The organism is Hymenobacter segetis (assembly GCF_038448715.1).
In the GTDB taxonomy this organism is placed as follows: Bacteria; Bacteroidota; Bacteroidia; order Cytophagales; family Hymenobacteraceae; genus Hymenobacter; species Hymenobacter segetis.
This window is the reverse complement of the sequence record NZ_JBCEVZ010000044.1, coordinates 1-18547: the sequence shown is the minus strand read 5'-3', so window position 1 is coordinate 18547 and position 18547 is coordinate 1. Positions and strand designations below refer to the sequence as shown.

Below are 18547 nucleotides of genomic sequence, written 5' to 3'. Positions count from 1 at the left end.
GGCAGGCGGTATTGTTTATCAAACGAAAAATCTTCTTTAAATCATGCACGGCACCATTCTGACACTCCTAAAACGCTACGTGCAAACCCAGTACGACCACAGCACCTGGGTGAAGCTAATGGAACTGTCGGGCCTCGACAAAGTAGAATTCGACCACAAAACCGTGTACCCCGACGAGCACATTTATGCCCTCGTGGGCCATGCGGCCGAGATGACCGGCCTGTCGGCCGGCGAGCTGCACGAGAAGTTTGGTGAATACCTGGTGCCTGACCTTATGTACATGTATCAGCGCCTGCTCAAGCCCGAGTGGAAAACGCTGGATATGCTGGAAAACACCGAACTAACCATGCACAAGCAGGTGCGGCAGGAGCACAGCGAGAACTCGCCGCCCGTGCTCGAAGTCAGCCGCCTCGGTCCCAATGAGCTGATGATTGACTACGTGTCGCCGCGCCGTATGGGTGGGCTGGCGGTGGGCATCGTGCGCGGCGTGGCCGCTTACTACGACGAAGCCGACCGCATCGACGTGATGCCCACCACCACCGAAGACGGCGAACGGGTGCGGATTCACGTGCGTCGGCGCTAGCTTATCTTTTCCTGATTTATCTGTTTCAATTCATTTTTTCAACCATGAGCGACGCTTCTTATTACAACCCCGCCGACCTGGCCAAATTTGGAAAAATCTCGGAATGGCAGCCCGAAATGGGCCGCAAGTTTTTTGATTATTACGGCGAGGTCTTCAAGGAAGGTGCCCTGACAGAGCGCGAGAAGTCGCTGATTGCCTTAGCTGTAGCTCACGTAGTGCAGTGCCCGTACTGCATCGATGCCTACACCGCCGACTCGCTCCAGAAAGGTGCCGACGAGGCCCAGATGATGGAAGCCGTGCACGTTGGCGCTGCCATTAAGGGCGGGGCCACGCTGGTGCATGCCACCATGATGATGAACAAGGCCAAAGAGCTGTCGATGTAAGTCGGAGATTACTGTAAATCAAGTTCATGAAATCTCTCCACGCCCAGCACCACGCGCTGGCTGATTCCAACTATCAACTCGATGTCCTCAACCCGGCGCAGACGGCGGGGGCGCGCTTTCCCGCCTTCGGGGCCAAACTGCGCGAAACCGGCCTGCTGCCGCTGCGCCCCACCGAAATGAAGGTGCTGCAGGTGAACGTGGGCAAAATGTGCAACCAGGTGTGCAAGCATTGCCACGTGGATGCCGGCCCCGACCGCACCGAAATCATGACCCGCGAAACTATGCAGCAGTGCCTGGATGCGCTGGCGCAAACCGACATCCAGGTGGTGGACCTCACCGGTGGCGCGCCCGAGATGAACCCCGATTTCCGCTGGTTCGTGGAGGGTATTTCGGCCCTTGGCCGGCAGGTTATCGTGCGCTGCAACCTCACTATCATCGTAGCCAATAAGAAGTATAACGACCTGCCGGAATTCTTCGCCAAGCATGGTGTGCAGGTGGTGTCGTCGCTGCCGCACTTCGCGGCTGGCCGCACCGATGCCCAGCGCGGCGAAGGCGTGTTCGACCGTTCGATGCGCGCCCTGCACATGCTAAACGCCGTGGGCTACGGGGTGGAAGGCTCGGGCCTGAACCTGGATTTGGTGTACAATCCGTCGGGCGCGTTTCTGCCTGGCAACCAGGCCAGCCTGGAGCGCGAGTTCAAGCAGCGCCTCACCCGCGACCACGGCGTTAGCTTCAATAACCTGTTGGCTATTACCAATTTGCCGGTCAGTCGCTTCCTCGATTATTTAATTGAAAGCGGTAACTACGACGGCTACATGGACAAGCTGGTGCAGGCCTACAACCCCGTGGCCGCCGCCAATGTGATGTGCCGCAGCACCATCTCGGTGGGTTGGGACGGCCTGCTCTACGACTGCGATTTCAACCAGATGCTGGACCTGCCGGTAGCCGCCAGTAGCACTCGCCACATCCGCGATTTCAACCTTGATGCCCTGCAAAACCGCAGCATCGTTATCAACCAGCACTGCTACGGCTGCACTGCCGGCGCGGGCTCTAGCTGCGGCGGGGCCACGGCTTAGCGGTAAGCCGGATTTAAAAAATTCTCCATGAATTGGTTTCGTCTTGTTCTCATCAGCCTGATTGCCGGATTATTGGCCTTGAGCGCGTGTGGGAGCGGGGCAACCGACGAAGCCGCTTCTTCCAGTATGCTCTATAAGCAACTGCTGCGCACCCTGTACCGCAATACCGTGCCCACGGTACCGGCGGCCGCATTGGCGCAGGAACTGGCCGCGCCCGCCCCGCCGCTGTTGCTCGACGTGCGCACACCCGCCGAATACCGCGTGAGCCACCTGCGCGGAGCCCAATTTGTGCCCTTCGATTCCATCGCCACCGCGCCGTTTGCCGGCCTCGACCGCAGCCAGCCCGTGGTGGTGTACTGCTCGGTGGGCGTGCGGAGCGAGCGGCTGGGCGAGCGACTCCACGCGCTGGGTTTCCGCAACGTGCGCAACCTGTATGGCGGGCTGTTTGAGTGGGTGAATGAGGGCCACCCCGTGGTAGATTCCACCGGTCCCACCACCAACGTGCACCCATATTCCCCGTTCTGGAGTCCTTGGCTGAAGCGGGGACGAAAAGTTTATGAATGAAGACCTTGCGGCCCGCGCCGCTCAATCGAAGAGTGATGCTCATCTGCTGGTATTTGCCCGCGTGCCAGCCTTGGGCCGGGTAAAAAGCCGGCTGGCAGCCGGGGTGGGAGAGCCCGCCGCCTTGGCGGTTTATCACGAGTTGCTGGCCATTACCAATGCCGCCGTGGTGGCTGCGGGCGTACCGGCTACTATCTGGCTGGCCGATGCCGCCGGCGCGGAGCCTACCGCTGCCGAAGCCCACGAATGGGCCACCCACCACGCCAAATGCCAGACCGAAGGCGACCTCGGCGCGCGCATGGCAACGGCCTTTGCAGTAGCATTTGAAACGGGAGCGGGCCGGGTAGCCATCATCGGGACCGACTGCCCGGGGCTGAACGACACGCATCTTAACCAGGCCTTTGCGCTGCTCGAAACCAACGACTTGGTGCTGGGGCCGGCCACCGATGGCGGCTACTATCTCCTCGGCCTACGCCAGCCCCAGCCCGAGTTGTTCCAGAACAAAACCTGGAGCACCGATTCGGTTCTGTCTGATACCCTTGCTGATGCCGCTGGTCTGGGCCTGCGCGTAGCCTTACTGCCCACGTTGCGCGATGTGGACGATGCCGCCGACCTGGCCGCGTGGCGGGCTGAGCGCGTGAATTAGCGCGGTTTTTGCCCTGCGGTTTTTGCTTGTGCTGCTTTTAGGCTCATCCGTAGCATGCGACTCCTATATTCGCTCTTCCAAATCCCGCCCGTTGTTATGAGTTGCTTTCCGCTGCGCCTGTTGATGCCTACGCTGCTGGTAGGCCTGCTCGTGGGCAGCTGCCATCCCGCCGAGGACAAACCGGTAAAAGCCCGCACGCCGGTTTCGGCCCAGGCCTTGCAAGCCGTTATGCCTTATTTCGACCAGAACTGGGCCATGCGCAAGCTCTGGGAAGATGGCTTGGCCGAAGTGGCGACCTACGACGCCGAGCGGGTGATTTATAAGAAGAAGCGCACGTTTGAATACACGCAGATTACGGTGAAGGAAGAGTTCAACCAGCAGTTCAACGTGAAAACGGACGATTACAAGCGGGATGACCTGTTTCCAGTGATGAAAATCAACCAGTTCTGCAGCATTCCGGCCGATGAGTACCCGTATCACTACCTCACGTCGCTGTTTTTCCGGCGCGACCAGCCGGTATCGCTGTTCAAGATGTCGTCCTCGTCGCAGGAATGGTGCGGCAATACCTTCAAATCCATCATCGATGATGGGGTGAACTTCGAAATGTGGTATCATTCCTACTGGGACGGCCAGGGCGATAACAGCCGCGACCTGCGCCGCGACATCTTCCTCGAAGATGCGCTACCGTACACGCTCCGCGCCCTAAAATTCGACCAGAAGCCCAGCTTCCAACTGGTGGTACTGGACTTGCAGCAGACCAACAAAGTCACGCCGCCGGTCTACTACCAAGCCCACCTCACCACCGCCGAAGCCCCGGCCGCCGATGCCCCCGAGCCCGCCTGGCGCGTGGCCGTGACGCTGGCCCCCGGCAAGGAAAACGTGTATTGGTTCGCCAAAAATTACCCCAACATCCTGCTCCGCCAAACTACCTGGGACGGCCGCACCCTGCGCCTGAAATCGACGCGCCGCTACGCGTATTGGCCTAAGTAGAGTGTATTTAAGTAGAATGTATTAGGGCATGCGACAGAAACGGTCATGCAGAGCGTAGTCGAAGCATCTCTATCGCACAACTAACCCCAAATGGAGGAAATGGTACTGCGGTAGAGATGCTTCGACTACGCTCTGCATGACCGTTCTCTATTATTCAGTTGCCACTTCACTGCTGCGCGAATACAGCGTCAGTTCCCAAGCCAAAACCCCAAAAACAACCCCATACTCCAGCGCCACCAGCCACAGATTCTCAGTGTAGGCACTGGTCTGGTAAGTGGCGTAGGAAAGCACCGCCAGCCCGCCCCACACCAGCGGAAAGCGGAACCGCGACAGCACCCCCAGCCCAATGAGCAGCGTGAGATACCACGGGTGCACGGTGGTGGCCAGGGCATAATACGCGGTGAGCATCAGCAGCAGCGTCTGGGCTAGGGATGCCGTAGTGAGGCGGCGCTCGCGCCACGCCAGTCCCAGCCCAAGCAGACCACTGGTGAGCGCCAGCGCCGGCCCGATGCGGGCAATTTCATTGTAGGTGGTGAGCCGATAGCCGATGGCCCGAAGCACGTAGTAAATGCTGGCATTGAACTCGAAGCTGCGGAAATAAAGGTTCAAACTACGGCTGATGTTGACGAACAGCGCCACCGACAAAAACGGACTGAACAGCACCAGCAGCGTGCCCGCCACCACGCCCGCATACGCCAGAAACCGTCGCCAGCCCAGCCGCCGCACCAGCAGCGGCAGCACCAGCAGCGGCAGTATTTTGGCCGCCACGCCCAGCGCCAGCGCCCCCGCTGATTTGGCCCATTGCTGCCTACTCAGCAGCCAGATGGCTAGTAGCAGGAAGCACAGGGCCAAGGCTTCAAAATGCAGGTTGCCGGTGAGTTCGACGATAACAAGCGGGTGCAATAGGTAGCGCAGCGCCCGCGCCCGGGGCCAGTTCATTTCGGCCAGCAACGCCAGCAGGAGCCAGGTCGTGCCGGCTTCGGCCGCCAGAATTACTAGGCGCAGGCAGGTAATGAAGCCACGCTCAGAAGTGGGAAATAGGCGGGCCGCGCCGCCGAATACCGCCTGGCACACCGGCGGATACACCGAGTAGTAATGCGGCGAATTGAGCTGTCGGTACAGCTGCTGAAACTCGGGCAGCACGGCGTTGCGTACGGCGGCATCGGGCAGGGCGGTGCGGGCGCCGTCGGCAATGATTTCATCGGGCCGAAGCTGGAAGGGGTTGACACCGTGCGCCACCAGCAGACCATCCCAGCGGAAGCGGAAAATATCGTCGGAAAAAGCCGGGGTAGCCGGCAGCCACAGCAGCCGGAACGCCAGCGCCGCGCCAAGGCCCCAGCGCAGCGGCAAGCGGCTGTGCAGCAGCCACACATATGCTCCCAGCGCCACCGCAAACAGGCCGGCTAACTGGCCAAAATCAGCCCTCGGCGTGGCAAATGCCAGCCCCGCATACGCCGCGCCGGACAGCAGCAGCGCCACAACCTGAGAAATGGAAGGCAGCTTGAGAGACAAGGGGTTCAGATATTGTTTAGCTGTTGTCGCGGATGGAAAAGTAGCAAATGGCCGCGAAGCCAATGGTCAGCAGTGAGTGGAACGGCAGCAGTCCGAAATCGTCTAAGTAAATGCCGGCCACGAGGCCAAATGCAAAGTAAGCCGCGAGTACGCCCTCCAAAATGACCAGCCAGCCCACGCCGCCGGTGCGGTAGCGCCGCTTGCGGGCAGGGCTGCCGGTGCCGGCCTTGGGCGTGCGCACAAACGGCGTGCGCCGCCCCAGCCAGCCGAGAATCACGGCCCGCGCATTGTGCAGGGTCAGGCCCATCGAAACCGACAAAAACAGCAGGAAAAAGCCCGGGTAGCGCCACAGCGGCTTGTCCGGATGGGCCAGCCGCCAGGCGGTGTAGTAGTAGTAAATCAGCGGCGTAAACCCAATCAGAAACACTGACGCCAGCTGAAACACCGCCTTGTACTCGTGGTAGTGCGCCCGCACAAATACCAGCGGCACGCTCAGCAAAGCCATAAGCATGATGACGATGTACACCGAGCTATTCAGCAGATGGAAGGTGGCTTGGAGCTTCACGGGGAGCGGCTGCTCGGAGCGCCACATGTTGCCCAGGTGCTTGTGGGCGGTTTCGGCCGCGCCCTTGGTCCAGCGGAACTGCTGCGATTTGAGGGCATCCATCACGGCGGGCAGTTCGGCGGGGGCCACTATTTCAGGACGGTAGACGAAGCGCCAGCCGCGCAGCTGGGCGCGGTAGCTCAGGTCGAGGTCTTCGGTGAGGGTGTCGGTGTGCCAGCCGCCGGCATCGTCGATGCAGGCACGCCGCCACAAGCCGCCCGTGCCGTTGAAATTGATGAAAAAGCCCGCCGACGTGCGCCCCACTTGCTCTATAAGAAAGTGTGCGTTCAGCCCGAATGCCTGTAGGCGCGTGAGCAGCGACTCGTCCTCATTAAGATGCCCCCAGCGGGTTTGCACCACGCCCACCTGCTTATCCTGCAAAAAGTAGGGGATAGTGCGCCGCAGGAAATCCGGGTCGGGCACAAAATCCGCATCAAAAATGGCGACGAACTCATCGGCGTTTTCTTCGAGCCCGTAGCGGAGTGCACCGGCTTTGTAGCCCTCGCGGTTGGGCCGGCACACGTGGCTGATGCGCAGGCCCCGGGCGGCGTGGTAGGCCACGCGGGCCTCCGCCAGCGCCACGGTGGCATCGGTCGAGTCGTCGAGGACTTGGATATGAAGTAAGTCAGTGGGGTAGTCGAGGGCGGCGGCGGCATCGATGATGCGCTCCACCACGTTTTGCTCATTGTAAAGCGGCAGCTGCACCAGCACGCGGGGCCATTTGGCGGGTGCGGGTGGGGGCGGGGGCAGCCCCTTGGCGTAGGCGCGCAGCGCCAGCCGCGTAAGCTGCCATTGCCCCGCACTGAACCCCAGGATAAACAGCAGGCACAGGCCGTACAGCACCACCAGCAAAATGGGCAGTACCGCCATTAGATATGGAAAATCAATTTTTGTAACAATGCGAAAAAACGGCCTGTTGTGGCCTCCTGTCATCCTGAGCTTGCGAAGGACCTTATCGTTGATGAAGAGTTTGCGGTACGCTCAAACAAGGCAGCCGTGATAAGGTCCTTCGCAAGCTCAGGATGACAGTGAAAGATGACGGGAAATATTACCAGTACTTAAAAATCGTCCACAGAATCTTGTAGCCCGCCCCGAGGGTGCCGCGCACCGTGCCCGACACCTTGCTCGTGCCGATGCGCTTGCGGTAGCGCACGGGCACTTCCACGGTACGCAGGCCTAGGCGGGCGGCTTTCACCTGCATTTCCACGGTCCAGCCGTAGGTTTTGTCTTCCATGCCGATGCGCAGCAGGGCCGGAGTCGTGACGGCCCGAAAGGGCCCCAAATCGGTGACGGTGCCACCGTAGCGGATGTTTAGTAGACGGGCAGCCAGCCAGTTGCCAAACCGCTGCTGGGGCAGGAGGGAGCCTTTTTCGCGCACGCCCAGGGCGCGGGAGCCGATGACCAGGTCGGCCTCCCCGCGCAGAAGCGGGGCCAGTAGTTCGGGCATTTGTTCGGGGAAATCGGAGTGGTCGCCGTCGAGAAATACGACGAGGTCGGGCCATTCGGATTGCGGCCGGCCGAAGGCGTAGGCCATGCCCGCCAGGCAGGCGTAGCCGTAGCCGGGGCGCGGCTCGCGCAGCACGGTGGCCCCGCTGGCCCGGGCGATTTCGGCCGTGTTGTCGGTCGAGTTGTTATCGACCACGATGATTTCCTGGGCCAGTCCGGCCGGAATTTCGGCCAGCACCAGGGCAATGGCCCCGGCCTCGTTGTGGGCGGGAATGATGACGCTGACGCGGGGCTGGGGCATGAAGCAGAATAACTAACGAAACACAAAGATGCCGCCGCCGCCGTAAAGCCGCACCGTGCCGCTACCTTGCGGCCCTATTTCAATCTTCAGTTATATGCTCCAGGTAGGCCAGCCCGCTCCCGATTTCACCCTCACCACCACTACCGGCGAAACCTTCCGCCTGGCCGACCAGCGCGGCCGGCACTTGGTGCTGTATTTCTACCCCAAAGACGACACCCCCGGCTGCACCGCCGAAGCCTGCTCGTTCCGCGACCAGTACGAGGATTTCAAGGACCTCGGGGCCGAAGTAATTGGCATCAGCTCCGACAGCGAAGCCTCGCACCAGAAATTCACCCAGAAGCACCGCCTGCCCTTCGAGCTGTTGGCCGACACCGACGGGAAAGTCCGCAAGCTCTATGAAGTACCCCGCGCCCTACTGGGCCTGCTGCCCGGCCGCGTCACGTTCGTGATTGATAAAAACGGAATTATTCAGTACATCTTCAACTCGTTGAGCGGGGCCACGGACCATGTGAGCAACGCCAAAAAAGTGCTGGAAGGACTGCCCGCGTAAGCAGCCAATGGCACGCATTGAGTTGGAAATGATAGTGCAAGCGCCGCCTGAAGCTTGCTATGCGCTGGCTCTGAACGTGGAGGCGCATCTTGCCTCTACCCACCAAACGGGGGAGCGAGTGATAGCCGGCCCCGCCGATGGGCAGCTGAAACTCGGTGACGTAGTGACCTGGGAAGCGCGCCACCTAGGCATCCGCCAGCGCCTGACCGTGCGGATTACGGCGGCCTCGCCGCCGCACTATTTTCGGGATGAGCTGGTGCGAGGAGCTTTTCGAACCTTGCGGCACGACCATTATTTCGATGCCGTGCCGGGCGGCACTCGTGTGCGCGACGTTTTTGAATTCAGCAGCCCGTTGGGGTTCGTTGGGCAGTGGTTTGATAAGCTATTCCTGAAACGTTATCTGACTCAGTTTTTGCAGGCGCGCAATGCGATGTTGAAACAGCAGCTTGAGCAAAGGCGCTAAGTTCTTCGTAGAAGCAAACTCACCAATTGCTTCCCAGATGCCCCGTTTCCTGCTGCTGCTGTTGCTGCCCCTGCTACTTGCCGCCACTGCCGCGCCGGCCCAGACCTCGCCGCTCAACGCCACGCTCGATGGCTACGAGTACCCGTTTCCGGTCCATTACTTGCCGCTGAAGCTGGAAGGCCAGGCCCTGCGCATGGCCTACATGGATGTGCCGCCGACTGCCAAATCCAACGGCCGCACCGTGGTGCTGCTGCACGGCAAAAACTTCTTCGGGGCCTACTGGCGCGAGACGATTAAGACGCTGGCCGGCGCGGGTTTCCGGGTGGTGGTGCCTGACCAAATTGGTTTTGGCAAGTCAGATAAGGCCGATATCCACTACTCGTTTCATCAGCTGGCGCGCAATACCAGGCGTTTGCTCGATACGCTGGGCGTGAAGCAGGCCGTCATCGTGGGCCACAGCATGGGCGGGATGCTGGCCACCCGCTTCGCTCTGCTTTACCCCGAAACCACCGAAAAGCTGGTGCTCGAAAACCCCATCGGCCTGGAAGATTACCGCGTGGGCGTGCCCTTCCAGACCGTGGACCAGGCCGAAGCCACCGAGCTGAAAAGCACCGAAGCCAGCATCCGCAAGTACCACGCGACCTATTATCCCAACGGCTATCCGGCGGCCCACGACCAATGGCTGCTGCCCCTGGCCGCCCAAACCAAAAGCCCCGATTTCGCCAAAGTAGCCCGCGCCAACGCCCTCACCTTCGACATGATTTACCAGCAGCCGGTGAGCTACGAATTCAACCGAATTAAGGTGCCCACGCTCCTCATCATCGGTCAGGCCGACCGCACGGTGGTGGGCAAAGGCCTCATAAAAGACCCCAAAACCCTGGCCCAAATGGGCCAGTACCCGGCGCTGGGCCGCCGCACCGCCGCCCAAATCAAAGGGGCGAAACTGGTAGAGATTCCGAACGTGGGCCACATCCCGCATCTGGAGGCTCCGGCGCAGTTTTACAAGGCGCTGCTGGGGTTTTTGGGGTAGGGCTAAGTACTGTGAAGTTTCATTAGCAGTACTTGACTTATGCTTAAACGACCCTTTTCGTGGTCCACCAGCACCTTTTACTGCTGCCATTCTGCCTTTAGGACAGACATCACGATTTTATCATGGAACAGGCCGTTGCGACAGCAGGCCGCTCTCAGGCGCCCCTCAACCACAAAGCCGGCTTTGGTATAGGCTTTTATGCCGCCCAGATTCGATTCGGAAACCGTGAGCATAATGCGATTGAACCGATGCACGGTAAAGCCCAGTGTTAGTACCTGTTTCGTCACCGCCGTGCCCACCCCTTTCCCCCAGTAGGCTTTCTCCCCAATCAGGATGAAATATTCGCCCGACTGGTTGGTGGTCGAAAGGTTCGAGAGGCCCGCGTAGCCAATCAACGCATTGGTCTCTTGCAGGTAAATGCCGAGGTTGATGCTCTTCTCATCCTGTAAGGTCGCCGCGAACCAGTGGTCAATCTGCGCCGGCGTCTTCAGGCCTTGGAAAGCGGACAGCGAATAGTGAATGACTTCGGGGTCGCTAATCCAGGGGTAAAAACAGGCGCCTTCTTCCGGCTGCATGCGTGCTAGCTTAATCATTGCAGTATTTTGAGCGAAGGTAATATCCTCCTTTTGCTAGTCAGGCAGTTTTTCTGGATACCAATTGCCGCCGCGGTGTCAGGGAGTGACGCGTTCAGTTGTTCGGCGAACAAATCCCCAGCAAACGTCCTCCTGTTTTAAGGGCGTGTCGCGGAGCCAGTAATTGGTGGACCAAAAACAAGAGCAGCGTTGATAGGGACGCTAGAGGGAGTCAGAAAGTGGGGCTACAAGTACCTCGCAGGTAGTCCCACTTTCTGACTCCCTCTAGCGCCAATTAGGCCCTTTCCTCTGACCGGGGCCAGCAAGGGGGGGCTTTCTGAGCCAATCATGCGCAGCAGTGGGTGTGTATCAGACAACCCCCTGGCGACCGGTAACCAACGGTCCGCGTCCTCGTGCTAGTATTGTAAATATATTTATAATATATTTAATATAAATGCCATCAACTGCTGTTGCCACCTAGACTCATATGGTCCAGCTCCGTGCCCCCGCCGTTTGGTCATCACCGCTCGCAGGGCCTTTCCGCTGGTCGGCGTTCCCGCTGGTGCTGCTGGGCCTGGCGCTGCTGAGCGCCTGCGTGAACACCCGCAAAACCAGCACTGTGTACCTGCCCCGGGGCCAGACGCTGTACCGCGCCGCGCCCACCCCGACGGGACAACCAACCGCCCTCGTGCTGCCCCGCCGCACGCTGGCCCAGATGAGCCTGACCGAGCAAACCGTTGCCATTACGCTGCTGCCGACCGGGGTCGGGGCCGATACGGCCGTCCGGCAATGCTTCTTCGCGTCGCCGGGCAGGGGGGCGCGGGGGGGAGGCCCGCGGTACTACGCCGGGCAGAAGCTCCACTTCTTCGAATCCTACCCCATCTTTCAGGCCATTACCGTTCCGGTCAAGCTGCGCCCGGGCGTGGGCGATACGCTCGGCTCGCGCGCTGGTGGCGGCTTCGACGTGGGCATTTCCTGGGGGTGGAAAAACTCCTTCCACACCTACCAAAACCTCTACTACCGGCCCACAGGGCAGTTTCTCAGCCGGAAGATTTCGCAGTTTTCCCTGGTGCCGGGCGCCTTTCTCACCGTCGGCACCGAGGAATTGAACAACGACAAAAACAATGTCAAGCACCGCATCCACTACATCCGCGAAGTGCCCATTCTCTCGCCCGGCGGCTACCTGGTCATCGGCGTGAACCGCGCCAACGTGGGCTTTGCCTTAGGTGCCGATTTTGCCATTGGCCCGGAAGCCAGTAACTGGATTTACCACGGCCGGCTCTGGCTGGGCCTGGTGCTCAGCGTAGACCTGCTCGCCAGCCACGACCCATTCGACTTCTGAGGCCGCCCCGTCCGACCGGCAGCCGTCAGGGGGCGCATTGACGGAGCCTTCAGTGGGTGAGCAATGCCAGTGGTGGAGAGATGCACTGCCACTCGGTTGGGGGCCAGGGAATGGCTGGAGGATAGAAAAAAATCCCTCCTTTTGTTATTCGGACCCTCTCCGAAGGCCTATTTTATCCCTGCGCGCCTAGCTGCGGTCCCCGATTCGATGATTCCGGCCAAAACATCGGAATAAGCACCTCGGCTGGAGTGGGCCAGCACGATAGGCTGGTTCAGTTGCACGCATATTTTGCAATGGGCGCGCAGGTGGTCCTGGCCCGGATGGCGGTCCTCCAAGGCAATGCTATGACCCAGCTGGCAGGCCTCGTTGTCGTGCCAAACGGCCACGCTACCCAGGTGGGGCGTCAACCGATTATAAAAGGGGAGCGTTTGCATGAGCTGTTTTGTAAGGTGTAAAGATTAAATATAACTATAATTTAATTAATTGGTGGCAAGTATACCTGGCAGGTCTGTGTTTTCCCTCTATCGACGTGATGATTTCGCCCCCGTTGGGACTGCACCGCGAGCGCAACGAACACCGTAACGCAGCCCCACTTTTATGTGAATACATGCCTGATGCCAGGCGGTTCGCAGGTCAATCTAATGCGCGTGCGCGGAGAGTTTAAGAAACTCGTTCACCAATCAAAATTCAGGAAACCTCGCTAAGTCACGAGTTTCGTGCACACCACGCCTTCAGGCTTGGCAAGCTCTATTCTTTCCTATTCTGAATCAGCTAACTCAATATTCGAAGCGAATCTGCGTGAATCAGTGGCGACGCTTGGTACCGACCCTCGCGCGGGCCATTCTCCAGGTTGAGCACGCCGCGGGGGCAGGCGGTGCTGCACATGCCGCAGCCCACGCACGAGGCCCGGACGATGGGCGCACCGCGCTGGGCGTACTGCTGCACGTCGATGCCCATTTCGCACACGTTGGAGCAGTTGCCGCACGAGATGCACTGCGCCCCATTGGTGCTGATGCGGAAGCGGGAGAAGTGCTTTTGCAGCAGGCCCAGGTAGGCCGCCATGGGGCAGCCGAAGCGGCACCACACCCGCGAGCCCATGATGGGGTAGAACCCCACCCCAATCACCCCGGAAAACACTGAGCCGATGGCAAAGCCGTACCACTTGGCGGCCACGTTGCCAGCTTCGCCCAATAGGTTGCTGCCGGTGGCAAAATGCACCCACAGCAGGGCCGTGATGGCAATTATCAGCCCCAGCACAGGGTAGATGATGCGGACTTCCCAGCGCCAGGCAGCGCGGCTTTTGTCGGAGAGGTGGCGGTAGGGGTCGCCGGCGGTTTCGGCCAGGCCGCCGCAGCCGCACACCCACGAGCAGTACCAGCGCTTGCCGTAGAAGTAGGTGAGCACCGGCGTGGCCACCAGCGACATCACCGCGCCCCAGAACACCATGAACACGCCCAGGCCGCCCTTTTGCAGCAGCGAGGTAACCGTGCCGGGAAACAGGTAGTCGTACTTCAACGGCCAGAAGTAGCTGAAATAAAACTCCGGCTGCTGAAAAAACTGGAGCAGCCCTGGAATCAAAAACGAGAAACCCAGTTGGAAAAACATCACCGAAACGGTGCGGATAACCTGGTAACGCGAGTGCCGGTATTTCCACAGCGCCCGGCTGCCCATCAGCAGCACGGCCAGCGTGTAGAAGGTGCCGTAGAGAAACCATTGGTCGGCCGGCCGGGCGCGCAGCGCCTGGCTGAGGCCGTCGAGCGGGTGAATCAGGTTGTTGAGCAGGCCGAAATTGCCCTGGCCATCGTCGTTGCTAAACCAGTACAGCACCACATAGAAACCCGTGAGCACCAGGCCCGTGACCCAAGCCACGGCCCCGCGCCCGGTGCTGGCCCGCAGCCAGAGGTTGTCCTGCTGCACGCCAGATGGGTGCCGGCCAAATTTCAGCCAGCTCCAGGCCAGCGTGCCGGCACTCACCAGCCCTACGGCCAGCCAAAACCAAGTGTTGCGGCGGCTGGGGTCAGCATCGGCCAAGGCCAGGAGCAGCGCTAGCAGGCCGCCGGCCACCACGGCCAGCGTGAGCTTTTCGGCGGGAGAAGTCGCGGGCAGGGGCGGGGTGAGGGTGGGCGTCATGCAGTGTAACAGGATGATACGATAGAGAGACGGACATGCTGAGCGGAGTCGAAGCATCTCTACCGCAGTACTATATCATCTACGATTGGGATTAGTTGCGCGGTAGAGATGCTTCGACTCCGCTCAGCATGACGGGCGACTTAAAAAACGACTATCAATTGCCATCAATCCTTCCTAATGGTGGTGATGATGGTGCGGTTCATCGGGTTTACCGAAGAGGTTGATGAGCGTGCCCACGATGTAGAATCCTGACCAGCATACATAAAGCCAATTGAAGCCCGCCGGCAGACGGCCCACGAAGAAGTGCAGAATCAGGTGTGCGCCGGCGCTCATCAGCAGGCCCGTGAGGGCGATGAACTGGAAGCTGTTGAGGGCCGAGGGACGGTATAGCTTGGAGAAATCCACAGAAAAAAAGTTGAGTGACGAAGGCTACAGACGTGCAAAAAGTCCCTTGCGCTGCTTCAGCGCTACGGATTGCCCGGGAAACTGTCGGTTGAAGTCGGCCACGATGGCTTTTTCGTGCTGCGGAAAAAACTCTGGGTCGAAATTGGCCGCACCTAAATGGCTCATGACCGTGGCTACGGGCGTGCGCTGCGCAATCCACTGCTCGCACACGGCGTGGCGCAGGCGCAGGCCCAGCGCGTTGAAACCCACCACGGCGTGCGGGGCTTCGCTTTGGAAATACACCCGCACCGCCGTTCGACTATTCGGGTGCTCCCAGTAAAAGCTGGTGAGGCCGGGCGTGGGGCCAGCCGGGGCCTGGCCGTAGGTCTGGTATTCAAGGTTGAAGAACTTGGCCGAGTTGAACCAGATGCCGCGTCGGTAGTGCATGGGCTGCCCGCAGATGGTGTGGGCCACGGTTTCGCCCTGCATCCGGCCGGTGTACCAGAGCTGCTCGATGGGCACTTCGCCCGTGCCGGGCTGGCGGTGCTGGGCACAGTCGCCGGCCGCGAAGACGTTGGGTACGTTGGTCCGCAAGAATTCATCAACCAGAATGCCCTGGGCAGTTTCCACGTTCGAGGTGTTGGCCAGCGTGAGGTTGGGCGTGACGCCGGTGGCCAGGCCCACCCACTGGCAGGCAATTTCCTCGCCGGCTGTGGTCACCACGGCGCGCACGCGGCCGTCCGCATCGCCCAGAATCTCGCGCAGCTCGGTGCCGTAGCGCACCGCAACGTGGTTTTCCTGGAACTGGCGGTCCACCAGGTTAGCCTCCTCGGGCGGCAGCACCGAGGCCCAGTAGCGGGCCTCGCGCACGAGCACTAAGGGCTCGATGCCGCGGGTGTGCAGCATCTCGGCCAGCTCTACGCCGATGAGGCCGCCGCCCACCACCACGCCCCGGCCGATGCCGTGGGTGTCGCGGGTCATGGCTTCCAAATCGGGCAGACCGTAGAGGCCCTGCACGCCGGCCAGGTGCTGGCCGGGCCAGCCAAAGAGTTTGCTTTCGGAACCAGTGGCCAGCAGCAGCTGGTCGTAGGCGAGGGTGGTGCCGTTGTCGAGGACGAGCAGGTTTTCGGCGGTGTTGAGGGCGGTGGCGGTGGCGTGCACCAAGGCCAGCCGGTTTTCTGCCCAGAACCAGTCGGCGTAGGGCTTGATGTCCTGCGCCCGCAAGTGGCCCATGTACACGTACATCAGCGCGGTGCGGGAGTAGTGGTGGGCGCTTTCGCTCGATACCAGCGTGATGCGGGCCTCGGGGCGCAGCCGGCGCACGGTCAGGGCGCACGTCACGCCGGTAATGCCGTTGCCGAGGATGACGAGGTGCATGGGCCGGGAGGAAAATATTCTGGCCTCAAATGTAGCGACAAGGTGGGCCGGGTGGGCGGCGGCCCCGCCGCTTCCGCCGCGCCAGGCCGCCGCGGGCTACGCACCATCACCGGCAGCCGCAGAATAATTCTAATGCCGTCTCGTATTCCACCGGCGAAAAATGCGGATGACAGTCGAGGAACCGCATTAATCGAACCGCTGAATACGGAAATGACAGACTATTTTTTGGAATAGAAAGGTCCTCAACCCACAATTCGTTACGGAATGCTGGAAACTGGAATGCCAGGTTTTCTCAAAATGGGAAAATCGAAAAAGTGTAAATCTGATGCTCCGGTCCGGTAGTAAGTTTCGAGTCTTCGAACACTTGCTAAACTACTTACTTTATGAAATTCTGCTACGCCTTCGGAAAGTTTTGGGCTTTACTGTTGCTGAGCCTGATGTTGGGTGGCACCGCTATGGCCGGTGAAGTTGCGCCGCTCACGGCCGCGTCCATCACCGCGCAGACCACGGCTTTCCTGCAAAAATTTGTGAACAAGGAAGGCAAGGTGAGCTACGAAACCCTGCAACGCAACCCCGAAATGCTGGACGCGCTACTGAGCAACATCGGCGATTTCGACCTGGCGAAGGCCGGAGCAGTCGACCAATATGCTTTTTATCTGAATGCGTACAACGTACTGGTTATCGGCGAAATAATTAAAAATTATCCGCTCACGTCGTTGCAGGACATGCCCGGCTTTTTCAACCGGGTGCGGATGCGCGTGGGCCGTGAGTTGCTCACCCTCGACCAGATTGAAACCGACAAGCTCCGCAAAATTTACGACGACCCGCGCCTGCATTTTGCCCTGGTGTGCGGCACCAACAGCTGCCCCCGCCTGAACCGCGTCGCCTACGTGGGCAAGGACCTGTTTGCGCAGCTGAACAACCAGGCCCGGTTTGCTTTGCTCGACCCGAGCTATGTAAAGGTTGACGACGCGAAGAAAATTGTGCGGCTGCCCGAAATCTTTCAGTGGTACGAGAGTGATTTCAGCACCAGCGGCAAAACGGGCGTGATGTACGTCAACCAGTTCCGCAAAAATGACCGCATTCCCACCTGGTACACGGTTGAATATTACCCCTACAACTGGAGCCTGAACGACCAGAAGCGCACCGATTCCGAAATCATGGCCAGCAAATAAGCGTCGGCCGGGCGTCATGCAACGCATTGCCGGGGCCTGCGTAAGCCGGGAGACACTTCATCCTCAGACTTCCCACGCGTATGATTCCCGATAATAGCAACGGCAACAGTACCGACCCCAACGAAGGCGAAAACGCCGATACCACCGAAAATCAGCAGTTTCCGAAAAACGAAAAGCTGGAAAAGGAAAAAGAATACCAGCAGGACCAGAGCAACGGCAAAGCCAGCAACGACCCCACCGCCGCCCGCAACGTGGGTGCCAATGGCTACACCCAGCGCAATAACCAGAAGGACCAGCTCGAAAACCTGCACATCGGCGGTTCCGAAACCAGCCCCCAGGGCGGCAACGACCACACTAACGCTGGCGAGCAGGCCCAAGGTCCCGGTTTCGAGGCCGAAGGCAGCTTCGAGCTGGACCACAACCTGCGCACGCGGGAGCAGGAGTTTGGCGAAAAAGCTCCCAGCGGCCCCGCCAAGCCCTCCAACGACGGCGAAGCGCCGGGCAGCGAATAAGGCGCTACCGGCATTCTGAATGCGATAATTGACCGGCCGGGCCGGAGCCTGCTGCGACTATGGTCCGGCGGCTCCGGCCCGGTTTTATTATGCGCTAGCCACCAATGTGCTAGGGCCAAGCTGAACGGTAGATAAGGGCATTGGGGCAACGACTTCAATTTATCTAATCAAAAAAAGGTTAGCTGCGGCAGATAACGCTGCAAACGCTTAACTTGCGCAGCCTATTTGGATAGGTGGCTTTTGGCCAATAAATAAATCCCGCGCAAGCATTAACCCACCCATTACTTTTTTAACGATGAATTCAGAAAATCTACCCAAGGTTGAAAACGAGCCTTACAATCCGAACCTGGATGCTCAGGATGAGGATGTTGTATCGGGGGGCAACAACAAGCTGACCTACATTCTGGTGGGCGTGATTCTGGCGCTGGTGCTGGCCTACGTGGCCCTGCCCAAAGGCGGCGGTACCGGCCTGGCATCGGTGACGCCCAGCTTTATGCTTGACGATGCGGCCGTGACGGCCACCGCGCCCACCTCGGCCGATAGCATTGCCGCCGGCCTCAAAGCCGCCCCGGCTGCTGCCGAAGAAGAAACCACCACCAAAACCACCACCAAAACGGTAGCAAAACCCACCGCTACTGTCCCCACTGCCACGCCTGCAGCTGCCCCGGTCGTAGCAGCGGCGGCAGCCCCGGTAGAGGCCGCTCCGGCGCCCGCACCCGTGGCTGCTCCCGAGCCCGCCGCCCCGACTACCGTTACCATGTCGGGCAAGATTGAAGACGAGAACGGCCGGCCGCTGGTAGGTGCCACCGTGCTGCTAAAAGGCAGCAGCAAAGGCACCAGCACCGACGCCAATGGCAACTACACCATGGAAGTACCCAGCGGCGACAACACCCTCATCTACGGCTACGGC

At 60.1% G+C, this 18547-nt stretch carries 20 protein-coding genes; 13 read left to right on the top strand and 7 right to left on the bottom strand.

The features are described from left to right. Positions 1 to 43 precede the first annotated feature (43 nt). The 6 genes from AAFH49_RS15895 (at position 44) to AAFH49_RS15870 (ending at position 4239) form a co-directional block, all read left to right on the top strand. The gene (locus AAFH49_RS15895) at positions 44 to 583 is read left to right on the top strand and encodes a heme NO-binding domain-containing protein (RefSeq protein ID WP_342299713.1); all 540 of its coding nucleotides are present in this window, start codon (positions 44 to 46) and stop codon (positions 581 to 583) included. Positions 584 to 627: 44 nt separating this feature from the next. After that, on the top strand, positions 628 to 966 hold the full coding sequence (locus tag AAFH49_RS15890; RefSeq protein WP_342299711.1) for an arsenosugar biosynthesis-associated peroxidase-like protein: 339 nt from the start codon (positions 628 to 630) through the stop codon (positions 964 to 966). Between the two features lie 26 nt (positions 967 to 992). Then, a complete protein-coding gene (gene arsS / locus AAFH49_RS15885) occupies positions 993 to 2042 on the top strand; it encodes an arsenosugar biosynthesis radical SAM (seleno)protein ArsS (protein WP_342299710.1) in 1050 nt (349 codons plus the stop codon). Between the two features lie 126 nt (positions 2043 to 2168). After that, positions 2169 to 2606 (top strand): rhodanese-like domain-containing protein, encoded by a 438-nt coding sequence (locus tag AAFH49_RS15880; protein WP_342299709.1) that lies wholly within the window; start codon positions 2169 to 2171, stop codon positions 2604 to 2606. Further along, positions 2599 to 3249, top strand: a complete 651-nt coding sequence (locus AAFH49_RS15875; protein WP_342299708.1) for a TIGR04282 family arsenosugar biosynthesis glycosyltransferase — start codon at positions 2599 to 2601, stop codon at positions 3247 to 3249. The genes AAFH49_RS15880 and AAFH49_RS15875 overlap by 8 nt, the downstream gene beginning before the upstream one ends. Positions 3250 to 3345: 96 nt before the next feature. After that, on the top strand, positions 3346 to 4239 hold the full coding sequence (locus AAFH49_RS15870; RefSeq protein WP_342299706.1) for a hypothetical protein: 894 nt from the start codon (positions 3346 to 3348) through the stop codon (positions 4237 to 4239). Positions 4240 to 4389: 150 nt separating this feature from the next. On the opposite strand, the gene AAFH49_RS15865 is transcribed toward AAFH49_RS15870, so the two are convergent. The 3 genes from AAFH49_RS15865 to AAFH49_RS15855 all read right to left on the bottom strand — a co-directional run bounded on the left by AAFH49_RS15865 (position 4390) and on the right by AAFH49_RS15855 (position 8102). Then, positions 4390 to 5751, bottom strand: a complete 1362-nt coding sequence (locus AAFH49_RS15865) for an MptA/MptB family glycosyltransferase (protein ID WP_342299705.1) — start codon at positions 5749 to 5751, stop codon at positions 4390 to 4392. A 16-nt stretch (positions 5752 to 5767) separates the two neighbouring features. After that, positions 5768 to 7225, bottom strand: a complete 1458-nt coding sequence (locus AAFH49_RS15860) for a cellulose synthase family protein (protein WP_342299704.1) — start codon at positions 7223 to 7225, stop codon at positions 5768 to 5770. 178 nt (positions 7226 to 7403) lie between these two features. Then, the gene (locus tag AAFH49_RS15855) at positions 7404 to 8102 is read right to left on the bottom strand and encodes a glycosyltransferase family 2 protein (protein ID WP_342299703.1); all 699 of its coding nucleotides are present in this window, start codon (positions 8100 to 8102) and stop codon (positions 7404 to 7406) included. A 94-nt stretch (positions 8103 to 8196) separates the two neighbouring features. On the opposite strand from AAFH49_RS15855, the gene AAFH49_RS15850 reads away from it, so the two are divergent. The 3 genes from AAFH49_RS15850 to AAFH49_RS15840 are packed head-to-tail and all read left to right on the top strand — an operon-like array spanning position 8197 to position 10145. After that, positions 8197 to 8652, top strand: a complete 456-nt coding sequence (locus tag AAFH49_RS15850; RefSeq protein ID WP_342299702.1) for a peroxiredoxin — start codon at positions 8197 to 8199, stop codon at positions 8650 to 8652. Between the two features lie 7 nt (positions 8653 to 8659). Continuing rightward, a complete protein-coding gene (locus AAFH49_RS15845; RefSeq protein ID WP_342299700.1) occupies positions 8660 to 9115 on the top strand; it encodes an SRPBCC family protein in 456 nt (151 codons plus the stop codon). 37 nt (positions 9116 to 9152) lie between these two features. Next, on the top strand, positions 9153 to 10145 hold the full coding sequence (locus tag AAFH49_RS15840; RefSeq protein ID WP_342299698.1) for an alpha/beta fold hydrolase: 993 nt from the start codon (positions 9153 to 9155) through the stop codon (positions 10143 to 10145). A 77-nt stretch (positions 10146 to 10222) separates the two neighbouring features. Here the strand turns inward: AAFH49_RS15840 and AAFH49_RS15835 are convergent, their stop codons facing one another. After that, positions 10223 to 10738 (bottom strand): GNAT family N-acetyltransferase, encoded by a 516-nt coding sequence (locus AAFH49_RS15835; protein WP_342299696.1) that lies wholly within the window; start codon positions 10736 to 10738, stop codon positions 10223 to 10225. Between the two features lie 466 nt (positions 10739 to 11204). On the opposite strand from AAFH49_RS15835, the gene AAFH49_RS15830 reads away from it, so the two are divergent. After that, complete coding sequence (locus AAFH49_RS15830) at positions 11205 to 12059, top strand: hypothetical protein (protein WP_342299694.1); 855 nt, start codon at positions 11205 to 11207, stop codon at positions 12057 to 12059. Positions 12060 to 12830: 771 nt separating this feature from the next. On the opposite strand, the gene AAFH49_RS15825 is transcribed toward AAFH49_RS15830, so the two are convergent. From AAFH49_RS15825 to AAFH49_RS15815, 3 genes are all read right to left on the bottom strand, one after another. Then, the gene (locus AAFH49_RS15825; protein ID WP_342299692.1) at positions 12831 to 14189 is read right to left on the bottom strand and encodes a 4Fe-4S binding protein; all 1359 of its coding nucleotides are present in this window, start codon (positions 14187 to 14189) and stop codon (positions 12831 to 12833) included. A 174-nt stretch (positions 14190 to 14363) separates the two neighbouring features. Beyond that, a complete protein-coding gene (locus AAFH49_RS15820) occupies positions 14364 to 14594 on the bottom strand; it encodes a hypothetical protein (protein WP_342299691.1) in 231 nt (76 codons plus the stop codon). A 24-nt stretch (positions 14595 to 14618) separates the two neighbouring features. After that, the gene (locus AAFH49_RS15815; protein ID WP_342299689.1) at positions 14619 to 15950 is read right to left on the bottom strand and encodes an NAD(P)/FAD-dependent oxidoreductase; all 1332 of its coding nucleotides are present in this window, start codon (positions 15948 to 15950) and stop codon (positions 14619 to 14621) included. A 383-nt stretch (positions 15951 to 16333) separates the two neighbouring features. On the opposite strand from AAFH49_RS15815, the gene AAFH49_RS15810 reads away from it, so the two are divergent. The 3 genes from AAFH49_RS15810 to AAFH49_RS15800 all read left to right on the top strand — a co-directional run. Then, complete coding sequence (locus tag AAFH49_RS15810; RefSeq protein ID WP_342299687.1) at positions 16334 to 17125, top strand: DUF547 domain-containing protein; 792 nt, start codon at positions 16334 to 16336, stop codon at positions 17123 to 17125. A gap of 80 nt (positions 17126 to 17205) precedes the next feature. Beyond that, positions 17206 to 17637, top strand: coding sequence for a hypothetical protein (locus AAFH49_RS15805; protein ID WP_342299686.1), 432 nt, complete (start codon positions 17206 to 17208; stop codon positions 17635 to 17637). Between the two features lie 295 nt (positions 17638 to 17932). Beyond that, positions 17933 to 18547: carboxypeptidase-like regulatory domain-containing protein (locus AAFH49_RS15800; RefSeq protein ID WP_342299685.1), on the top strand; the 615-nt coding region annotated here is incomplete at its 3' end.